This is a genomic window from Mesorhizobium sp. WSM4904 (assembly GCF_029674545.1).
In the GTDB taxonomy this organism is placed as follows: domain Bacteria; phylum Pseudomonadota; class Alphaproteobacteria; order Rhizobiales; family Rhizobiaceae; genus Mesorhizobium.
Window position 1 is genome coordinate 5,415,373 of the sequence record NZ_CP121354.1, and the last position, 18,344, is coordinate 5,433,716.

Here is an 18,344-nt window from a genome sequence, read left to right on the forward strand (position 1 = left end):
GTCCTTTGGACGCAGCAATGACGCCGTAGTACCTGTGACCTTCGCTCAGGCCCTTCCCGAAACCGACGCCGTTTTCGGGCCATGCGCGGAAGTCGGCCTGACCCTGAGGGACATTTGGTCATGAATATTCTACTGAAGCGCATTCTCGACCGCCTGGTGCGCACGGGCAATCTCAAGGTCACCGGGCCGAAGGGCTCGACAGTCACTTTCGGCGATGGCAGCGGCGAACCCGTGCACATGCACATCAAGACCACGCATGCCGAGCGCGCCATCAGCTTCGATCCGATGCTGGCCGTACCCGAGGCCTATATGGACGGCGAGCTCGACATCCTCGAGGGTGGGGTGCTGGGCATGATGCGCATCGCTTTCCAGAACATGGGCAGCGGCGGCATCGACGCCACGTGGTCGAAGGCGATCGAGGGTCTGCGCCACGCGTTCCGTCGCCTGCAGCAGATCAACACCGCCTCGCGCTCGCGCCGCAACGTGCAGCGCCACTACGACCTTTCCGGCGAGCTCTACAAGCTCTTCCTCGACGAGGACATGCAATATTCCTGCGCCTATTTCGAACAGCCCGACATGACGCTGGACGAAGCGCAGGTCGCCAAGAAGCGCCACATCGCCGCCAAGCTGAGGCTTAAGCCCGGCCAGACGGTGCTCGACATCGGCTCGGGCTGGGGCGGTCTCGGACTTTATCTCGCCAAGACTTTCGACGTCGACGTACAGGGTGTGACGCTGTCCACCGAGCAGCATGGCGTCGCCACCGACCGCGCGCATGCGCTGGGCCTGCAGGACCGGGTGCATTTCGACCTCAAGGACTATCGCGCGCTCAACGAACGCTTCGACCGCATCGTCTCGGTCGGCATGTTCGAACATGTCGGCGTCAACCATTACCGCACCTTCTTCGACAAGTCGGCGACGCTCTTGAAGCCCGACGGCGTGATGCTGCTCCACACCATCGGCCGTTCCGGCGTGCCGTGGGCGACCAGCGCCTTCATCCGCAAATACATCTTCCCGGGCGGCTACATCCCGGCACTTTCCGAGGTGATGCCAGCAATCGAGAAGTCGGGTTTGGTGGTCACCGACATCGAGATGCTCAGGCTGCATTATGCCGAGACGCTGAAGCACTGGGGCATGCGCTTTGCCGCCAACCGCGACAAGGCCAAGGCGATCTACGACGAGCGTTTCTGCCGCATGTGGGAGTTCTATCTCGCCGCCTCGGAAGCCGCCTTCCGCTGGCAGGATCTGGTCATCTTCCAGATTCAACTCGCCAAGAAGAACGACACGCTGCCGATGACGCGCGACTACATGGCCAAATGCGAGAAGGCGCTGGAGCTGCGCGACATGGGCCACCAGGAGCCGGCGCCTGCCGCCGCCAGGAAGCCGACCCGCCGCAAGAAGGTCGAGTAGCTGCGCATTGCCGCTTGCCATCGCGGCCCGACGCCACGAAAAAGGTCTCGTTCGCGAGGCCTTTTTCATGACCTATCTGATCTACATCGCAGCGGCGCTTGCCGAGATCGGCGGCTGCTTTTCGTTCTGGGCCTGGTGGCGGCTGGAAAAATCGCCGCTCTGGCTGGCGCCGGGTCTGGTGTCGCTGGCGCTGTTCGGCTTCCTTTTGGCGCTGGTCGACACGAACGCCGCCGGGCGCGCCTATGCAGCCTATGGCGGCATCTACATCGCCGCCTCGCTTGCCTGGCTCTGGCTGGCCGAAGGCGTGCGGCCCGACCGCTGGGATCTTGGCGGCGCAGCACTCTGCGTCGTCGGCGCCTCGGTCATCCTGCTCGCGCCCAGAGCATGATGCCGAAAAGTGTGAAGCGGTTTTCGGACGACATCATGCTCTATCTCTTTGATTCTAAGGGAGCCTGAGATGGAACTGCCCGCTCCACTCCGGCAAGGCGTCGACAGCCTGCTCGAGAAGGTGCCGCTGCCGGCACTGAAACAGGCCGCAAGAACGCTTTCGGAACGCTATCGCGCCGAGCTGCGCGACGGCCGCCTGCACATGGGTGAAGACATGGCGGTGAAGGCCTATCTGGCGACCAGGCTGCCCGCCACCTACGCCGCCGTCCGCGCCAGCCTCGACGCGCTGACCGATGCCCGCCCCGATTTCCAGCCGAAAAGCCTGCTTGATGTCGGCGCCGGGCCTGGCACGATGCTTTGGGCCACCGCCGACGCCTGGCCTGAGCTCGAACGGGCGGTTCTGGTCGAGGCGAGCGCCGCGGTGCGCAAGATCGGGCAGTCGCTGGCGGCCGGCACGATTGCTGTCCGCGCGAGTTGGGTCGCCGGCGACGCCACCATCGATCTCGACGGTTTCGAGCCCGCCGACCTCGTCAGCGCGGCCTATCTCCTGGACGAGATCGCGCCGGCCTCGCTGCCGAAGCTCGTCGACCGGCTCTGGCGGTTGACCTCCGACACGCTGATGATCGTCGAGCCAGGCACGCCGGCCGGCTGGCAGCGCATCCTCGCCGTGCGGACGCGGCTCATCGCAGCCGGCGCGCATGTCTCGGCGCCTTGCCCGCACGAGGCGCCCTGCCCGCTCGTGCCGCCCGACTGGTGCCATTTTGCGCGCCGCGTCGCCCGCTCGCGCCTGCATCGGCTGACCAAGGAGGCCGACGTGCCGTGGGAGGACGAGAAGTTCATCTACCTCGCCGCCTCGCGGCAGCCGGCGCCGACGCGCGCGGCGCGGGTGATCGCGCCGCCGAAGATCGGGTCCGGCAAGGTCGTGCTCAAACTCTGCCAGGCCGACGGCAGCGCCGGCGAGCAGCTGTTCAGCAAACGCGACGGCGATGTGTTCAAAGCGGCGCGGCGGGCGGACTGGGGCGATAGGCTGGGCTGAGGGCACGTAAGGCCGGCGACATCGTGAGAGGTAACGGCGTCGATGCCTTGATAGAATCGCTACTTTGGCCATTAGCGCGAAGCGCCCGAACTTCGTCATCCACGGGCGGAGCGGGAGCGAAGCGGACGCGCAGACCCGAGGATCCATTCCGTGACGTAGCGCAAAGAATGAAGGCGGCGCAGAACAGGGCCGTTCTGGACCGCTGCAACGCTCATAGGTAACGGAATGGATCCTCGGGTCTGCGCGCGTCGCTTCGCTCCTTGCTCCGCCCGTGGATGACGAAGCTCCGACGTTTCGGCTCATCCCCAACGCCCGTGCCGCTCTGCCCAAGCGGGAATGAACGGGTCGGCCCTGAGCGTCCCCATCGGCAATCAGCCGTCGAAATTGTTCTTGCTTCGTTCCATGCCTGCCCGTAAGAATCGTCCCTTGCCGAGTCAAATGGAATCGGGCCACCGGAATACTGTCCTGTGGATGGTTTGCCGATCCTGTGAACATTGGGCATCAAGCTGGTTGAGCCGAAGAGTGTTGCAGAATGGTCAGCACCGAATCTTCCAGTTCTGATATCGAGGAAGCGGGATCGGAATCGGGGACATCATGGCAGAAGCAGCGCGCAAAATAGGCGTCGCGGAGCAACCGCTCTATCGCGAGGCACCGAACAATATCGAGGCCGAGCAGGCGCTGCTCGGTGCCATCCTCGTCAACAACGATGCTTTTTACCGGGTTTCGGATTTCCTCAAGCCGGCGCATTTCTACGAGCCGCTGCACCGCCGCATCTTCGAGGTCGCGGCCGAGCTGATCCGCATGGGCAAGATCGCGACGCCGATCACGCTGAAGACCTTCCTGCCGGCGGAAGAGAAGGTCGGTGACATGACGGTGGCGCAATATGTCGTGCGGCTGGCCGTCGAGGCGGTCACCGTCGTCAACGCCACTGATTACGGCCGCGCCATCTACGATCTCGCCACGCGCCGCGCGCTGATCACCGTCGGCGAGGACATGGTCAACATCGCCTATGACGCGCCGGTCGACATGTCGCCCTCCGACCAGATCGAGGACGCCGAGCGGCGCCTGTTCGAGCTGGCAGAGACCGGCCGCTACGACGGCGGCTTCGAAAGCTTCAACGATGCGGTCAAGACCGCCGTCGACATGGCCAACGCCGCCTATATGCGCGACGGCCACTTGTCGGGCATCGCCACGGGCCTGCGCGACCTCGACCGCCGCATGGGCGGCCTGCAGCCTTCCGACCTGATCGTGCTTGCCGGACGCCCGGGCATGGGCAAGACCTCCTTGGCCACCAACATCGCCTTCAACATCGCCGAGGCTTATCAACCGGCGCAGCAGGCCGACGGCTCGTTCAAGGCCGCCAACGGCGGCGTCGTCGGCTTCTTCTCGCTGGAAATGTCGTCGGAGCAGCTCGCCACCCGCATCATCTCCGAGCAGACCGAGATTTCGTCGTCGAAGATCCGCCGCGGCGAGATCACCGAGATGGACTTCGAAAAGCTGGTCGCCTGCTCGCAAACGATGCAGAAGATCCCGCTGTTCATCGACCAGACCGGCGGCATCTCGATCGCGCAGCTCTCCGCCCGCGCGCGGCGGCTGAAGCGCCAGCGCGGCCTCGACCTCATCGTCATCGACTATATCCAGCTGATGCAGGGATCGAGCGCCAGGGCTTCGCAGAACCGCGTGCAGGAAATCACCGAGATCACCACGGGCTTGAAGGCTTTGGCCAAGGAGCTTGGCGTGCCGATCATCGCGCTGTCGCAGCTGTCGCGTCAGGTCGAAAGCCGCGACGACAAGCGCCCGCAGCTCTCGGACCTGCGCGAATCCGGCTCGATCGAGCAGGACGCCGACGTGGTGCTGTTCGTCTACCGCGAGGAATACTACCTCAAGAACCGCGAGCCGAAGCTCGGCACCGACGAATACATCAAATGGGAAAACGAGATGAACGAGGCGCGCGGCAAGGCCGAGGTGATCGTGGCCAAGCAGCGCCACGGACCGACGGGCACGGTGAGCCTTGCCTTCCACGGCGAGTTCACGCGCTTCTCCGACCTTGCGGAAGAGCACCATCTGCCGGAAAGATTTGAGTAGCTCTTGATTTGGGAGTAGCTGATTGGATTTCAGCGATATCTATCAGCGGATGAAGTTTGAGGCGTACGAAATCTCCGAGAGCGAACGCATCCAACTTACTGACTATCTGAAATCCACTGTGTCAACTTCTCGGCCGGAGTCGCACGCTGCCTTGTTGGTGTTTTGCTACTCCAGCAATCCGGAACCTCAGAACGTTGCATTAGTAAGGAAATTCCTTGCCAAGCAAACTAATGACTACACCCGTAGCGCAGCAGTGACTGGCCTGTATCGAATTTGGCGTTTGGCTACCCCTTCCGACATAGATGATCTGCTGGGCCTGTTGACGCTCTGGTCTGTGGACTCCCGGCATGACACGTCGATAGCCGCGATCGAATGCGCATTCTTGCTTATGCATCAGCTTCAAGATCGACACCTCTCCTCAATACTCCGGCAATTGTTGGAAACACTGCACGAACAAGTCAGGCGTGACAGCGATTTGGCTGTCGGTTTGTTCACCTATGCATGCTGGTCGGCATACGACAATTGGGCTCGCGCCAACGGAGAGCGTCGCACCCATTTCGACTCGATCGAAGAAGCGTTGCCGGTTTATTGGGATCGCCATAAATATCTTTTGGAATCAATAAATTAATGGCCAAATCCCGCGTCCAGTTCATCTGCCAGAATTGCGGTTCGGTGCATCAGCGCTGGGCGGGCAAATGCGATGCCTGCGGCGAGTGGAACACGTTGGTCGAGGAAGGCACGGCCGGCGGCATCGGCTCGGGACCGGCGAACACACGCAACGCCCGCAAAGGCCGCGCCGTCGTGCTCACCAGCCTGGCCGGCGACATCGAGGACGCGCCGCGCATCGTCTCGGGCATCGGCGAGCTCGACCGCGCCACCGGCGGCGGCTTCGTGCGCGGCTCGGCACTTCTGGTCGGCGGCGACCCCGGCATCGGCAAGTCGACGCTGCTGACGCAGGCGGCCGCGGCGCTCGCCTCCAAAGGCCACCGCATCGTCTATGTCTCGGGCGAGGAAGCGGTCGCGCAGATCAGGCTGAGAGCCCAGCGCCTCGGCGTCGCCTCGACGCCGGTCGAGCTCGCCGCCGAGACCAATGTCGAGGACATCCTCGCGACGATAGCCGACGGCAAGCGGCCGGACCTCGTCATCCTCGATTCCATCCAGACGCTGTGGACAGACCTTGCCGATTCGGCGCCGGGCACCGTCACCCAGGTGCGGGCGGCCGCTCAAGCCATGATCCGCTATGCGAAATCCACGGGGGCAGCGATTGTGCTCGTCGGCCATGTCACCAAGGAAGGCCAGATCGCCGGACCGCGCGTCGTCGAGCACATGGTCGACGGCGTGCTCTATTTCGAGGGCGAAGGCAATCACCACTTCCGCATCCTGCGCACGGTGAAGAACCGCTTCGGGCCGACCGACGAGATTGGCGTCTTCGAGATGTCGGACAAGGGCCTGCGCGAAGTCTCCAATCCATCCGAGCTGTTCCTCGGCGAGCGTCACGCGAAATCGCCGGGCGCGGCGGTTTTCGCGGGAATGGAGGGCACGCGGCCCGTTCTGGTCGAGATCCAGGCACTGGTGGCGCCCTCCTCACTCGGCACGCCGCGCCGCGCCGTCGTCGGCTGGGACGGCGCGCGGCTCTCGATGGTGCTGGCGGTGCTGGAAGCGCATTGTGGCGTTCGTTTCGGCCAGCATGATGTCTATCTCAACGTCGCCGGCGGCTATCGCATCTCGGAGCCGGCGGCCGATCTCGCGGTCGCCGCGGCACTCGTTTCCTCGCTCACCGGTCTTGCCCTTCCCGCCGATTGCGTCTATTTCGGCGAAATCAGCCTGTCGGGCGCGGTAAGGCCGGTTGCGCATGCGCAGCAGCGCCTTAAAGAGGCCGAAAAGCTGGGTTTCGGAAGCGCGGTGCTGCCTCTCGGCAGCGAGGAAGTCGTTGGCGGTAATGGGGCCGGGGGAATCGCGGCCGGCGCTTTCCAGCCCACCGAGCTTTCCGACCTCGTGGCGCGCATAGCCGGCTCACGACGCAGCCGCGCCGACGAAGGGGAGTGATGCGGCTCATGATGTGGGGCGAAAGACATGCCGATTACGCTGCTTGACGGAATTCTCGTCGGCTTCACGCTGGTCTCGGCAATGCTTGCCATGGTGCGCGGCTTTTCCCGCGAGGTGCTGTCGGTGGTGTCCTGGGCAGCGGCGGCGGCGGCGGCCTTCTTCTTCTACAAGCCGGTCCTGCCCTACGTTCAGCCCTATGTCGACAACGACAAGATTGCGATGGCCGCATCCGCCGGCATCGTCTTCGTCATCGCGCTGATCGTCGTTTCGGTGATCACGATGAAGATCGCCGACTGGATCATCGATTCGCGCATCGGCGCGCTCGACCGCACGCTCGGCTTTCTCTACGGCGCCGCGCGCGGCATCCTGGTCGTCGCGGTGGCGCTTTTGTTCTTCAACTGGCTGGCCGGCGCCAAGGCGCCCGCCTGGGTCGCCAACGCCAAGTCGCGGCCACTGCTCGAGACGATCGGCGCCAAGCTCGAAAGCGTGCTGCCCGAGAACACCGAGGAACTCGTCAACAAATACACGCATAAGGGCACGCCTCAGGCGGGGGCGCCGGCGACCAACGACCAGCCGGCAGCAGAACCGCCGGCCGCCGGCGACGACAACGCGCCGGCACCCGACGACAGCGAAGGCGAGGCGCCGGCCGACAACGAGCCGGCTCCAGCGCCTGCCCCGGCTCCCGCTCCGGCCCCGGCGCCGGCAAACTGAAATTCGGGCCAGCGCCGGCGCTGGCCCGAGGCATTTTATGAATGCGGCATCGCGTGCGTTGCGTTCGACGGGCGATCGCCTTATATGGCGGTTTTAGCGGAGCTTGAGCCCCCAATGGCAGACTCAACGGCAGATGCAGGCAAAGTCCTTTCCGCCGAGGCCGACGATCATTTCCACGACGAGTGCGGCGTGTTCGGCATTTTCGGCCGGCAGGATGCCGCGGCCATCGTCACCCTCGGGCTCCATGCCCTGCAGCATCGCGGCCAGGAAGCGGCCGGCATCGTCTCCTACGACGGCAGCCAGTTCCACGTCGAGCGCCATGTCGGCCTGATCGGCGACACTTTCACCAAGCAGCGCGTCATCGACAGCCTGCAGGGCAACCGCGCCATCGGCCACACGCGCTACGCCACCACCGGCGGCGCCGGCATACGCAACATCCAGCCCTTCTTCGCCGAACTCGCCGAAGGCGGCCTTGCCGTTGCCCATAACGGCAACCTCACCAATGCGCTGACCGTGCAGCGCGCGCTGCAAAAGCAGGGCTCGATCTTCTCCTCGACCTCCGACACCGAAACACTTTTGCACCTGGTCGCGACCAGCAAGGAGCGCGATTTGAATTCGCGCTTCATCGATGCGGTGCGCCAGGTCGAGGGCGCGTTCTCGCTGGTGGCGATGACGGCCAAGAAGATGATCGGCTGCCGCGACCCGCTGGGCATCCGGCCGCTGGTGCTCGGCGACCTCGACGGCGCCTGGATCCTCGCTTCCGAGACCTGCGCGCTCGATATCATCGGCGCCCGCTTCGTGCGCGACATCAAGCCCGGCGAAATGGTGGTCGTCACCTCCAAGGGCATCGAGAGCCTGTTTCCGTTCGAGCCGCAGAAGACCCGCTTCTGCATTTTCGAATATGTCTATTTCGCGCGGCCGGATTCCACCGTCGAAGGCCGCAACGTCTACGAGGTGCGCAAGCGCATCGGCGCGGAGCTCGCGCAGGAAAACCCGGTCGAGGCCGACATCGTGGTTCCGGTGCCGGATTCCGGCACGCCGGCCGCGATCGGCTTCAGCCAGGCCGCGGGCATTCCCTTCGAGCTCGGCATCATCCGCAACCACTATGTCGGCCGCACCTTCATCCAGCCAGGCGATTCCATCCGCCATATGGGCGTCAAGCTCAAGCACAACGCCAACCGCCGCATGATCGAGGGCAAGCGCGTGGTGCTTGTCGACGATTCCATCGTGCGCGGCACCACCAGCCAGAAGATCGTGCAGATGGTGCGCGACGCCGGCGCCAGGGAAGTGCATATGCGCATCGCCTCGCCGCCGACCAGCGCTTCCTGCTTCTATGGCGTCGACACGCCGGAGAAATCGAAGCTCTTGGCGTCGCGCATGTCGGTCGAGGAAATGGCCGAGTTCATCCGCGTCGATTCCCTCGGCTTCCTGTCGATCGACGGGCTCTACCGCGCCGTCGGCGAAGCGCGCCGCGACAGCGACCAGCCGCAATTCTGCGACGCCTGCTTCACCGGCCAATATCCGACCCGCCTGCTCGACTTCGAAGGCCACGACAATGTGCGCACGCTGTCGCTGCTGGCGTCGAGCGGGGCTTAAGGTTGCCGGACTGACATTTGTCCTCGCCAAGTTACCCCCCTCTGTCCTGCCGGACATCTCCCCCTCAAGGGGGGAGATCGGCTGTCGCCGCCCCTTTCGCCAATCGCGACGGGTGTAGGACGAGCGCCGAGCCCGATGCTGGTCAATCTCCCCCCTTGAGGGGGAGATGCCCGGCAGGGCAGAGGGGGGTGTTTCGCGCCTGCCTTACGGAAACTTTCGCATGACCCTCGACCTTTCCGGCCGCGTGGCGGTCGTCACCGGCGCCTCGCGCGGCATCGGCTATTTCATCGCCAGGGAACTGGCAGCCGCCGGCGCGCATGTGATCGCGGCTGCCCGCACCGTGGGCGGGCTGGAAGAGCTCGACGATCAGATCAAGGCCGATGGCCGCGGACAGGCGACGCTGGTGCCGCTCGACCTTACCGACATGGCCGGCATCGACCGGCTGGGCGGCGCGATCCATGAGCGCTGGGGCAAGCTCGACATTTTGGTGGCCAACGCCGCCATCCTCGGCGTCATTTCGCCGATCGGCCATGTCGAGGCAAAGACCTTCGAGAAGGTGATGACCATCAACGTCACCGCGACCTGGCGCCTGATCCGTTCGGTCGACCCGCTGCTCAGGCTTTCCGACGCCGGCCGCGCCATCATCATGTCCGCCTCCTCCGCCCATTCGGCGCGCGCGTTCTGGGCCCCCTACGCGGCTTCGAAGGCCGCGGTCGAGACGATGATGCGCTCCTGGGCGCACGAGACCGAAAGCCTGCCGCTCCGCATCAATGCCGCCGATCCGGGCGCCACCCGCACGGCGATGCGCGCGCAGGCCATGCCCGGCGAAGATCCCGAGACGCTGCCGCATCCCTCCGAGATCGCCAAGCGCATCGTGCCGCTGGCAAGCCCGACGCTGAAGGAAACCGGGCTGATCTTCCAGGCCAGGCACAATCGGTTCGTCGCCTACCGGCAGCCGGAATAAACCCGCCTCAAGACGGATTAAACAAGCCTCTGGCAACGTTCTTCGAATGCGGAACATTCGAAACCGGAGGACCGATATGCGCAGACTTCTTCTCATTGCCGCCACCGTCACCGCCGTGGGGCTTGCCGCCACGGTAGGTTCGGCGCTGTCGCAAGACGCCAAGATGAGTTTCTTCGTCACCAGCGTCGGCTCCGGCAAAGGCGCCGATCTCGGCGGCTTGAAGGGTGCCGACGCGCATTGCGCCTCGCTCGCGGAAGCGGCCGGCGTCACCGGCAAGACCTGGCACGCCTATCTGTCCTCCAGCGCCGAGGATGCGCGCGACCGCATCGGCAAGGGTCCATGGTTCAACGCAAAGGGCGAGAAGATCGCCGACGACGTCGCCTCGCTGCATAGCGACGCCAACGGCATCACCAAACAGACGGCGCTCGACGAGAAAGGCGAAGTGGTCAACGGCCGCGGCGACAAGCCAAACCGGCACGACATGCTGACCGGCTCGAAACCGGACGGCACGAAGATCGCCGACCAGACCTGCGGCGACTGGACGATGAGCGGCGCGGAAGGGGTTGCCATGATGGGCCATCACGACCGCACCGGCCTCGACGATTCGGCGGCGGCGAAGTCGTGGAATTCCTCGCATGCCTCGCGCGGCGGCTGCAGCCAGGAAGCGCTGAAAGGCACCGGCGGCGACGGCCTGTTCTACTGCTTTGCCGCCAATTGAGCGCTCCAGATCAGTTCATCGTTTCACGGCAACGACGAACCGATCTATCTTCTTGTTTTGACGCAATTCCTGGCCGGAAACCGCTTCACGCTTTTCCGGGAATTGCTTTTGGTTCACGGGTCTGTGAACGCGGCGGCGGAAGCGTGTTCCGCCGCCCTGCTTTCGCCATCCGAGGGGAGTTGCTAGGATCGACGCGACTCCCACATCCAGCAAAGAGGAATTTCCATGGCTGCCACTCCCAGCGTAGCGTTGGTCTGGTATCTGGTGATCGCCGGCCCGCAGGGCGGCATGGTGGTGCTCCCCAGCACCTTCGACACCCGCGAACAGTGCACCAACGCGATTGCCGAATATCAGAAGCAGCCGACACCGCAGGGCTGGGCCGTGCAATGCGTGCCGAGCGCTTCGCCCTTCACCGACGAGGGGGATGCCGAAGAGCCCTCCGCGCCGCAGTAGCGCGAGCTGATCTCCCCCCTCGTGGGGGAGATGGCCGCGAAGCGCCGGCGTAACCTCTTGTTGCGGAAGACGTTTGCGTCTTACGCGAAACGACTCCCTCTGTCGCCTTCGGCGACATCTCCCCCTCAAAGGCCCTCAAAGGGGGGAGATCAACGCCCCGCGCTCACCGACAGCACAGGCTTGCTGTTGATCGTCTGGAGCACCACGCAGTAGCGCTCGGTGAGCTTCAAGAGCGAATCGATGCGCTCCTGCGGCTCGTCGGTATCGAGGTCGAATTTCAGCCGGATCTCGCGAAAGCCGACCGGCGCGTCGCGGGCGACGCCCAGCGTGCCGCGAAAATCGAGGTCGCCCTCGGCCTCGACAGCGGCGTTGCCGAGCTTGAACTCCAGCGCCGTCGCCACCGCCTTCAGCGTCACGCCGGCGCAGGCGATCAGCGCTTCGAGCAGCATGTCGCCGGAGCAGAGCTCCAGGCCCGACCCACCGGTGGCCGGATGAAGACCGGCAACCGCAAGCGCCCTGCCCGTCTCCACCTTGCAGGCGATCGACTGGTCGTCGAGGCTGCCTCGCGCCCTGAGCGTGATCAGCGCCCTAGCGGCATCTTCGCGATAGGCCTCCTTCAGCGGCGCCTGCATGGCCTTGAGTGCGGTCGCGTCCATCTTCCTGTCCTTTCAATGGTCTTTTGTTGGTTGATAGCACTGTCCGAGGGTGCATGGGCAAATCTTGGTATGCTGGCGGCAAAGGAACGAGGCGCTGGCGATCCGAGTCACCATTCGGCACGCCGCCGTCGGATCGGACGAAACTCGAACGTCCTTCGGCCGTTGTCAGACAGGAAGGAGATCCATGATGGCCAAGGTGACCTCGCATCTGTGGTTCGAAAAGGACGCGCGGCAAGCGGTGGAGTTCTATGTCTCCACCATTCCAAATTCGGCGATCGGCCGCATGACGGACGTGGCGGCCGACAATCCGAGCGGCCCCGCCGGCAGCGTCAAGATCATCGAATTCGTGCTCGACGACCAGAATTTCATCGCGCTCGAAGCCGGTCCGCTCGATCCGTTCAACCATTCCTTCTCGATCCTCGTCGAACTGGAAAGCCAGGCCGAGATCGACCGGATCTGGGACGCCTTTCTCGATGATGGCGGCAAGCCCGAGCAATGCGGCTGGCTGAAAGACCGCTGGGGCCTGTCGTGGCAGATCGTGCCGAAAATCCTCGGCGACATGGCCGCGCATCCCGACCGCGAGCGCGCCAAACGCGCCACCGAGGCGATGCTCGGGATGGTGAAGATCGATGTCGCGGCGCTGGAGAGGGCGTTTGGGGAGCCGGACTTCGCCGGCCAAAGTTAACGTCGTCAAATAGCCAAAAGGCTGGCGGGACAGCACCCTCTGTCCTGCCCGTCCTCCGCAGCAGCTGCGCTGCAGCTGCGGAGGGTGGACCGGACATCTCCCCCACTTGGGGGGAGATCAGCTGTCATGCCCGCTTTCGCCAATCTCTAGCGCCTCAGGAGCGAACGTGGCGCGAAAGCTGCCAGCAATCCCCTTTGACTTCGCCCGCTCCGGCCATACCTTTGCGGAGGTCGTTCGCGCGGAGGTCTCATGCGGTCCAAGTTGAAGCTCGTCTCCCTCGTGCTCCTCGCGCTCACAGCCTTCGCGCAGCCGGTCGCCGCCCAAACACCTGAACGGCCGGCGCCGGCCGGCGGCGTGCTGTCGCTTCTGCCGCCGCCGCAGGTGACCGAACATTCGCTCACCCTTGGCGGGCGCAAACTAGACTACCAGGCCAAGGCCGGCACGCTGTCGCTGCTGTCCGGCAAGGGCGAGGTCACGGCCGAGATTTTCTATGTCGCCTACACGCAGCAATCGCCCGCCCCGGCGAAGGAGCGGCCGATCACATTCGTCTTCAACGGCGGGCCTGGCGCGGCTTCGGCCTATCTGCATCTCGGCGCGCTCGGCCCGCGCGTCCTCGCGACCGCCCCCGACGGCGAATTCCTGCCGCCGCCGCAAAAGCTGATCGACAATCCGGACAGCTGGCTCGACATGAGCGATCTCGTCTTCGTCGATCCGGTCGGCACCGGCTACAGCCGCGAGGCGCCGGGTCAGGACACCAAAGCGTTCTGGGGCGTCGACCAGGACGCCAGCTCGGTCGGCGCCTTCATCCGGCTCTATCTCGCGCAAAACGGCCGCACCGCTTCGCCGCTCTTCCTCGCCGGCGAGAGCTATGGCGGCTTTCGCGCGGCGCTGCTTGCCAGGACGCTGCAGGAGGATGTCGGCTTGAGCCCGAGCGGCATCGTGCTGATCTCTCCGGCCCTGGAGTTCATGCTGGTGCGGCCGGACCAGTTCGACCAGCTGCATTGGGCGCTGGAACTGCCTTCGCTTGCGGCGACCCGGCTGCGCGCCGACGGCGTCAGCGGCGAAGCGTTGCACGACAGGCTGGCGGAGGTCGAGCACTACGCGCTTGGCGACTATCTGACGGCGCTCACCAGTGGGCTGGAGCAAGGCGGAAAGCTCGCCAGCGGGCGCGTGGCGGAGATCACCGGCCTGCCGCTCGACCTTGTGCAGCGCAATTTCGCCCGCGTCCCGACCGGCCTCTTCGCCCGCGAGTTCCAACGCGCCAAGGGCAAGGTGCTCAGCCCTTACGATGCCATGGTCGCGACCAGCGACATCGCGCCGGAAAGCGCCCACATCGCCGGCCCCGATCCGGTGCTCGACCGCAGCGTGCCGGTGCTGACCTCGGCCTTCGTCGCCTATGCGCGCGACGAACTGAACTACCGCACCGACGTCAGCTACCGGCTGCTCAACGGCGAAGTCAGCCGCAACTGGGACTACGGCAATTCGGGGCAAGGCTATGCCGGGGTGATGAACGACCTGCAGCGGGCGCGCTCGCTCAACCCTTCGCTCGGGGTCGTCATCGTCAACGGCTATACCGACCTCGTCACGCCCTATCTCGCCACGCGCTACCTGGTGAACCAGATCCCTTCGCTCACCGACGCAAAGCCGATCCGCCTCGACGTCGTCGAGGGCGGCCACATGATGTATTTCAGGCCGGATGGAAGGCGCGCGCTGAAGGAGGCCGCCTCGGAGCTCTACCAGGCGACGCAGTGAGAGACTGTTTGGAAATTCTACTCCGGCGGCCATCTGATGGCGTTTGCGCTTCCGTTGCTCACGGACCAAATGTCCGCTGCGCTACGGTTCTCGAAAACACCACCATATGACTCGCGCGAGCGAATTTCGAAACAGTCTCTGAGCGCCTGACCAGTCTACCCTGCGGACCCCTGCCCCAACGCTAGCGCTCTGCTGGAGCAGCGCGGCATTTGCTTTCGCCCGTATAGCTGGCGCAGCGGTCCGTTGGGGCGGAGCCGCCTTCGTGCAAGCAACCGATACACATGGTCGATGTCGTCGTCCTCGAAAGCCGCGAAAGGGTGCTGGCCGGCATCCTGATCACTGCCGGCGCCTATTTCCTGTTTTCGGCGCAGGACGCCTCGATCAAGCTGCTCGTCGCCGGCATGACGGTGTGGCAGATCATGTTCTTCCGCTCGATCACCATCCTTGCCGCCTGCGGCGCGATCGGCGGGCGGAAGCTGTTCGCCGACACCGCAAGCTCGCCCATCGTGCGGCCGATGCTGGTGCGCAGCGCTTTCACGCTCGCCGCCTGGCTTTGCTACTACAACGCCGCGCGCTCGCTGCAGCTCGCCGAGCTCACCACCATCTATTACGCCGCGCCGATCATCGTCACCGTTTTGTCGGTGGTGATCCTGGGCGAGACCGTGCCGCTGCTGCGCTGGGTCGCGGTGTTCATCGGCTTCGCCGGCGTCTTCGTCGCCTGCGACCCGACGCGTCTCGGCCTGTCGATGCCGGTGATGCTGGTGCTGGCGGCGGCCGTCTTGTGGGGCATTGCCGTGGTGCTCCTGCGCAAGACGGCGATGCAGGAGCGCACCATGATCCAACTGGTGCTCAACAATTTCTACTTCCTGTTGTTTTCGGCGGTGCCGGCGCTGATCTGGTGGCGCATGCCCGACGGGCTGCAGCTCGTGCTTCTCGCCAGCGTCGGCGCGCTCGGCGGCGTCGCGCAATACTTGCTCTTCGAGGGCATGAAGCGGGCACCGGTGTCGATCGTGGCGCCTTTCGAGTACACCTCGCTGGTCTGGGCCTTCGCGCTGGGCTTCGCCATCTGGGGCGACGTGCCGCGCGCGCAAGTGTTCATGGGCGCGGCCTTGATCATCGGCGCCGGGCTGGTGATCGTCGTCAACGAGCATTTCCGCAAACGCATTTAGGGCTCATGACAGAAAGCTGTCAGCAGCAACGAGATAGTCTGGTGCCATGACGGATACGCTCGACATGCCGGAAAAGCTCGCCGAGGGCGGCATCGCCGATACTGCGGCCGAGCGTACGCTCGGCATCGCGCTGGTCTCGGCGTCGGCCGTCGCCTTCGCGCTCACCGGCGTGCTGACCAAGTCGATCCACGCCGATCCGCTGACCATCACCTGCTGGCGCGGTTTCTTCGGCTCGATCCTGATCACCCTTTATGTGATTTGGCGGCGGCGCCGCTCGGGCGGGCGCGAGAGTCTGCGGCTCGGCTGGCGCGGCTGGCTGCTGGCGGTCGAAGGCGCCGCGGCAAGCATCGCCTTCATCTCGGCCTTCAAGTTCACCTATGTCGCCAACGTGGCGGTCATCTATGCGACCTCGCCCTTCATCGCGGCACTGCTTTCTTTCCTGCTGGTGCGGGAAAAATTCCGGCTGCAGACGATGCTGGCGGCGGCCGTGTCGCTCTGCGGCGTCGCCATCATGGTGGGCGGCGGCCTCGGCAGCGGCCATCTGTTCGGCGACGGGCTGGCGCTTTTGATGACCACCGGCAGCGCGCTTTACATGATCATGGTGCGCGCCTTCCGCGATACGCCCGTCGTCTGGGCCGGCGCGGTGTCCGCCTTCCTGCTCTTCGTGCTCGGCTGGTTCGTCACCGATCCGCTTGCCGTGTCGACCCGCGACGTGGTGCTGCTCGCCACCTTCGGCTGCTCCTTCGCGTTGGCCTCGATCCTGTGGACGGAAGGCTCGCGGCTCATCCCCGCCGCCGAAGCCGGCCTGCTCGGCTCGGCGGAGGTACCCTTCGCCATCCTCTTCGCCTTGCTGTTCCTCGGCGAAATCCCGCCGATCGCCAGCATCATCGGCGGCGCCATCGTGCTTTGCGCTGTCTTCGCGCATGCCGGGCGCGACTGGATGAAGGCGAAATCGGCGCGTTCCTAAAAATTATTTTCGCGGTCACGGAACCATCATCAGACTCAGGCATTGTTAGATCGACGGGTCACCCCCCAAGTCCCCCCAAACCCCTCGACCCGTCCGACTAGAAGCCGACCCGCAAAAAGGTCGGCTTTTTCTTTGGAAAGCGCAAAGCGCCTTCAGGCCGGCAGTGCCAGGCCGCCGGCGAGAAGCTCGGCCAGATCGCGCGCCGGCCGGTCGGCCTCCCGGCCGAGCCGGATGGCGAAGCTGGCGACCGGCACCGGCGGCAGGCCAAGCTCGCGCGGCGCCTCGACGATGCCTGAATGGGCAAAGCGCTGTGTGCGCAGGGTCAGCGCGATGCCGGCATTGACCGCGGTGCGCAGGCCGGCAAGGCTAGCGCTGCCGGCGGCGATGCGATAGCGCCGGTGGGCGGCGTCGAGCGTATTGAGCGCGGCCTCCCTGAAGCCGCAATAGGGGTCGAGCAGCGCCAGCGGCACCGCCTCCTGCCGGGTCGCCAAGCCTTTTTCCGAGCAGAGCCACAGCATCGACTCGCTGATCAACGCCACTTCATCCGGCGATGGGGCATGGCGCATGGTGATCCCGAGGTCGAGCTGGCCTGCCTGCAACGCCGACCCGAGCTCCAGGGAGCGGCCGACGCGCAGCTCGATCCTGACTCGCGGGTGGCTGGCGGCAAAGGCCCTGAGCAGCTCCGGCAAGCCGTGATCGGCAAAGTCCTGCGTCGTGCCGATGGCGATGCGGCCGCCGGCTCGCGCCCCTTTCAGCGCCAGCCAGGCCTCGGTGTGGACGGCAAGGATACGCCGCGCATGGCCGACAAGGTCTTCGCCGGCCGGCGTCAGGCCGCGCCCCCTGCCCTGCACGACGAGCAGCGGCTCGCCGACGATTTCTTCCAGTCGCTGCATCTGCGCCGTCACCGCGGACGGCGAACGGCCGACAGCGGACGCCGCCCTGGCCAGCGAGCCGCCATCGACGAAGGCGAGGAAGGTTTTGAGCAGATCGGGATCGAGCGTTTCCATACTTCGATATTACCGAAGTATATATCCAAAACAATTCGATTTTGTTGATACGTAGATAGTGGCATGGTCCTTCCATCGAATGCGCGACGCCAAAATCCGAAGGAGAGAAAAATGCCGATCATCAATGTCAGCGTCACCGGCAAGCCGGACGCAAAGCTTTCCGCCGCAATCGCGAAGGACATCACCGGGATTACGGCCACGCATCTGCGCAAGGACCCGACCATCACCGCGGTCGCGGTCAACTACATCGACCCGCAGCACTGGTTCGCCGGCGGCAAGTCACTCGCCGAGCATGGGACCAGCACTTTCTGGCTCGACATCAAGGTGGTCGACGGCACCAACACCAAGCTGGAGCTCGAAGCCTATCTCAAGGCGATCTTCGACGCCTTCGGCCGCCTGCTCGGCGGCGTGCATGAGGAAAGCTACGCGCTGGTGCACGAGGTGCCGGCGGCGGCCTACGGCTATGGCGGCAAGAGCCAAGAGTTCCGGTTCATCAGCGCGAGGCTGAAGGCGGCGTGAAGGGCACGCCTCCCCCTTCTCCCCCTGTGGGAGAAGGTGGCCGAGCGAAGCTCGGTCGGATGAGGGGTGTTGGACGGAGTGAGACGTCGCAAGTTTAAGTACCTAAAAGCATTTGACTTTCCGGTGCCTCATTTCTTCCAGCACCCCTCATCCGTCTCGGCGCTGCGCGCCGATCCACCTTCTCCC

18 protein-coding genes are annotated in these 18,344 nt (G+C 64.8%); 16 read left to right on the top strand and 2 right to left on the bottom strand.

Annotated elements, in window-relative coordinates:
• The first annotated feature begins 120 nt into the window (after positions 1 to 120).
• The 11 genes from QAZ47_RS26320 to QAZ47_RS26370 all read left to right on the top strand — a co-directional run bounded on the left by QAZ47_RS26320 (position 121) and on the right by QAZ47_RS26370 (position 11,403).
• Positions 121 to 1,407 (top strand): cyclopropane-fatty-acyl-phospholipid synthase family protein, encoded by a 1,287-nt coding sequence (locus QAZ47_RS26320; protein WP_278231293.1) that lies wholly within the window; start codon positions 121 to 123, stop codon positions 1,405 to 1,407.
• A gap of 67 nt (positions 1,408 to 1,474) precedes the next feature.
• Positions 1,475 to 1,795, top strand: a complete 321-nt coding sequence (locus tag QAZ47_RS26325) for a YnfA family protein (RefSeq protein ID WP_278231294.1) — start codon at positions 1,475 to 1,477, stop codon at positions 1,793 to 1,795.
• Positions 1,796 to 1,864: 69 nt separating this feature from the next.
• Positions 1,865 to 2,830: a small ribosomal subunit Rsm22 family protein gene (locus QAZ47_RS26330; RefSeq protein WP_278231295.1), complete on the top strand. Its 966-nt coding sequence runs from the start codon at positions 1,865 to 1,867 to the stop codon at positions 2,828 to 2,830.
• 594 nt (positions 2,831 to 3,424) lie between these two features.
• Positions 3,425 to 4,915, top strand: coding sequence for a replicative DNA helicase (locus QAZ47_RS26335; protein WP_278231296.1), 1,491 nt, complete (start codon positions 3,425 to 3,427; stop codon positions 4,913 to 4,915).
• A gap of 22 nt (positions 4,916 to 4,937) precedes the next feature.
• Positions 4,938 to 5,543 carry a hypothetical protein gene (locus QAZ47_RS26340; protein ID WP_278231297.1) on the top strand — a complete coding sequence of 202 codons (606 nt, stop codon included), beginning with the start codon at positions 4,938 to 4,940 and terminating at the stop codon, positions 5,541 to 5,543.
• The gene (gene radA / locus QAZ47_RS26345; RefSeq protein ID WP_278231298.1) at positions 5,543 to 6,961 is read left to right on the top strand and encodes a DNA repair protein RadA; all 1,419 of its coding nucleotides are present in this window, start codon (positions 5,543 to 5,545) and stop codon (positions 6,959 to 6,961) included. Before QAZ47_RS26340 ends, radA begins: the two co-directional genes overlap by 1 nt.
• A gap of 27 nt (positions 6,962 to 6,988) precedes the next feature.
• Positions 6,989 to 7,672: a CvpA family protein gene (locus QAZ47_RS26350; RefSeq protein WP_278203671.1), complete on the top strand. Its 684-nt coding sequence runs from the start codon at positions 6,989 to 6,991 to the stop codon at positions 7,670 to 7,672.
• A 114-nt stretch (positions 7,673 to 7,786) separates the two neighbouring features.
• Positions 7,787 to 9,268: an amidophosphoribosyltransferase gene (gene purF, locus QAZ47_RS26355; protein WP_278231299.1), complete on the top strand. Its 1,482-nt coding sequence runs from the start codon at positions 7,787 to 7,789 to the stop codon at positions 9,266 to 9,268.
• Between the two features lie 220 nt (positions 9,269 to 9,488).
• Positions 9,489 to 10,232, top strand: coding sequence for an SDR family NAD(P)-dependent oxidoreductase (locus tag QAZ47_RS26360; protein WP_278231300.1), 744 nt, complete (start codon positions 9,489 to 9,491; stop codon positions 10,230 to 10,232).
• Positions 10,233 to 10,308: 76 nt separating this feature from the next.
• Positions 10,309 to 10,950 (top strand): hypothetical protein, encoded by a 642-nt coding sequence (locus QAZ47_RS26365; RefSeq protein WP_278231301.1) that lies wholly within the window; start codon positions 10,309 to 10,311, stop codon positions 10,948 to 10,950.
• A gap of 225 nt (positions 10,951 to 11,175) precedes the next feature.
• On the top strand, positions 11,176 to 11,403 hold the full coding sequence (locus QAZ47_RS26370; RefSeq protein WP_278231302.1) for a hypothetical protein: 228 nt from the start codon (positions 11,176 to 11,178) through the stop codon (positions 11,401 to 11,403).
• A gap of 149 nt (positions 11,404 to 11,552) precedes the next feature.
• Here QAZ47_RS26370 and QAZ47_RS26375 read toward each other — a convergent pair whose 3' ends face one another.
• Positions 11,553 to 12,059, bottom strand: coding sequence for an OsmC family protein (locus QAZ47_RS26375; RefSeq protein ID WP_278231303.1), 507 nt, complete (start codon positions 12,057 to 12,059; stop codon positions 11,553 to 11,555).
• Positions 12,060 to 12,246: 187 nt separating this feature from the next.
• Here QAZ47_RS26375 and QAZ47_RS26380 point away from each other — a divergent pair, with 187 nt between their 5' ends.
• The 4 genes from QAZ47_RS26380 to QAZ47_RS26395 all read left to right on the top strand — a co-directional run bounded on the left by QAZ47_RS26380 (position 12,247) and on the right by QAZ47_RS26395 (position 16,632).
• A complete protein-coding gene (locus QAZ47_RS26380; protein WP_278207948.1) occupies positions 12,247 to 12,744 on the top strand; it encodes a VOC family protein in 498 nt (165 codons plus the stop codon).
• 249 nt (positions 12,745 to 12,993) lie between these two features.
• Positions 12,994 to 14,496, top strand: coding sequence for a peptidase S10 (locus QAZ47_RS26385; protein ID WP_278231304.1), 1,503 nt, complete (start codon positions 12,994 to 12,996; stop codon positions 14,494 to 14,496).
• A 281-nt stretch (positions 14,497 to 14,777) separates the two neighbouring features.
• Positions 14,778 to 15,665: a DMT family transporter gene (locus tag QAZ47_RS26390; RefSeq protein ID WP_278231305.1), complete on the top strand. Its 888-nt coding sequence runs from the start codon at positions 14,778 to 14,780 to the stop codon at positions 15,663 to 15,665.
• Positions 15,666 to 15,729: 64 nt separating this feature from the next.
• The gene (locus tag QAZ47_RS26395) at positions 15,730 to 16,632 is read left to right on the top strand and encodes a DMT family transporter (RefSeq protein WP_278233878.1); all 903 of its coding nucleotides are present in this window, start codon (positions 15,730 to 15,732) and stop codon (positions 16,630 to 16,632) included.
• 152 nt (positions 16,633 to 16,784) lie between these two features.
• On the opposite strand, the gene QAZ47_RS26400 is transcribed toward QAZ47_RS26395, so the two are convergent.
• Complete coding sequence (locus QAZ47_RS26400; RefSeq protein WP_278231306.1) at positions 16,785 to 17,639, bottom strand: LysR substrate-binding domain-containing protein; 855 nt, start codon at positions 17,637 to 17,639, stop codon at positions 16,785 to 16,787.
• Between the two features lie 111 nt (positions 17,640 to 17,750).
• On the opposite strand from QAZ47_RS26400, the gene QAZ47_RS26405 reads away from it, so the two are divergent.
• Complete coding sequence (locus tag QAZ47_RS26405; RefSeq protein ID WP_278231307.1) at positions 17,751 to 18,158, top strand: 4-oxalocrotonate tautomerase family protein; 408 nt, start codon at positions 17,751 to 17,753, stop codon at positions 18,156 to 18,158.
• Positions 18,159 to 18,344 lie beyond the last annotated feature (186 nt).

What these genes read in the sequence shown, in the direction of transcription:
- QAZ47_RS26360 (WP_278231300.1), top strand. Translation starts at nt 9,489, where the DNA reads ATGACCCTCGACCTTTCCGGCCGCGTGGCGGTCGTCACCGGCGCCTCG.
- QAZ47_RS26370 (WP_278231302.1), top strand. Translation starts at nt 11,176, where the DNA reads ATGGCTGCCACTCCCAGCGTAGCGTTGGTCTGGTATCTGGTGATCGCC.
- QAZ47_RS26350 (WP_278203671.1), top strand. Translation starts at nt 6,989, where the DNA reads ATGCCGATTACGCTGCTTGACGGAATTCTCGTCGGCTTCACGCTGGTC.
- QAZ47_RS26380 (WP_278207948.1), top strand. Translation starts at nt 12,247, where the DNA reads ATGGCCAAGGTGACCTCGCATCTGTGGTTCGAAAAGGACGCGCGGCAA.
- QAZ47_RS26320 (WP_278231293.1), top strand. Translation starts at nt 121, where the DNA reads ATGAATATTCTACTGAAGCGCATTCTCGACCGCCTGGTGCGCACGGGC.
- QAZ47_RS26405 (WP_278231307.1), top strand. Translation starts at nt 17,751, where the DNA reads ATGCCGATCATCAATGTCAGCGTCACCGGCAAGCCGGACGCAAAGCTT.
- QAZ47_RS26325 (WP_278231294.1), top strand. Translation starts at nt 1,475, where the DNA reads ATGACCTATCTGATCTACATCGCAGCGGCGCTTGCCGAGATCGGCGGC.
- QAZ47_RS26330 (WP_278231295.1), top strand. Translation starts at nt 1,865, where the DNA reads ATGGAACTGCCCGCTCCACTCCGGCAAGGCGTCGACAGCCTGCTCGAG.
- QAZ47_RS26395 (WP_278233878.1), top strand. Translation starts at nt 15,730, where the DNA reads ATGCCGGAAAAGCTCGCCGAGGGCGGCATCGCCGATACTGCGGCCGAG.
- QAZ47_RS26390 (WP_278231305.1), top strand. Translation starts at nt 14,778, where the DNA reads ATGGTCGATGTCGTCGTCCTCGAAAGCCGCGAAAGGGTGCTGGCCGGC.
- purF (WP_278231299.1), top strand. Translation starts at nt 7,787, where the DNA reads ATGGCAGACTCAACGGCAGATGCAGGCAAAGTCCTTTCCGCCGAGGCC.
- QAZ47_RS26375 (WP_278231303.1), bottom strand. Translation starts at nt 12,059, where the DNA reads ATGGACGCGACCGCACTCAAGGCCATGCAGGCGCCGCTGAAGGAGGCC.
- QAZ47_RS26365 (WP_278231301.1), top strand. Translation starts at nt 10,309, where the DNA reads ATGCGCAGACTTCTTCTCATTGCCGCCACCGTCACCGCCGTGGGGCTT.
- radA (WP_278231298.1), top strand. Translation starts at nt 5,543, where the DNA reads ATGGCCAAATCCCGCGTCCAGTTCATCTGCCAGAATTGCGGTTCGGTG.
- QAZ47_RS26385 (WP_278231304.1), top strand. Translation starts at nt 12,994, where the DNA reads ATGCGGTCCAAGTTGAAGCTCGTCTCCCTCGTGCTCCTCGCGCTCACA.
- QAZ47_RS26400 (WP_278231306.1), bottom strand. Translation starts at nt 17,639, where the DNA reads ATGGAAACGCTCGATCCCGATCTGCTCAAAACCTTCCTCGCCTTCGTC.
- QAZ47_RS26335 (WP_278231296.1), top strand. Translation starts at nt 3,425, where the DNA reads ATGGCAGAAGCAGCGCGCAAAATAGGCGTCGCGGAGCAACCGCTCTAT.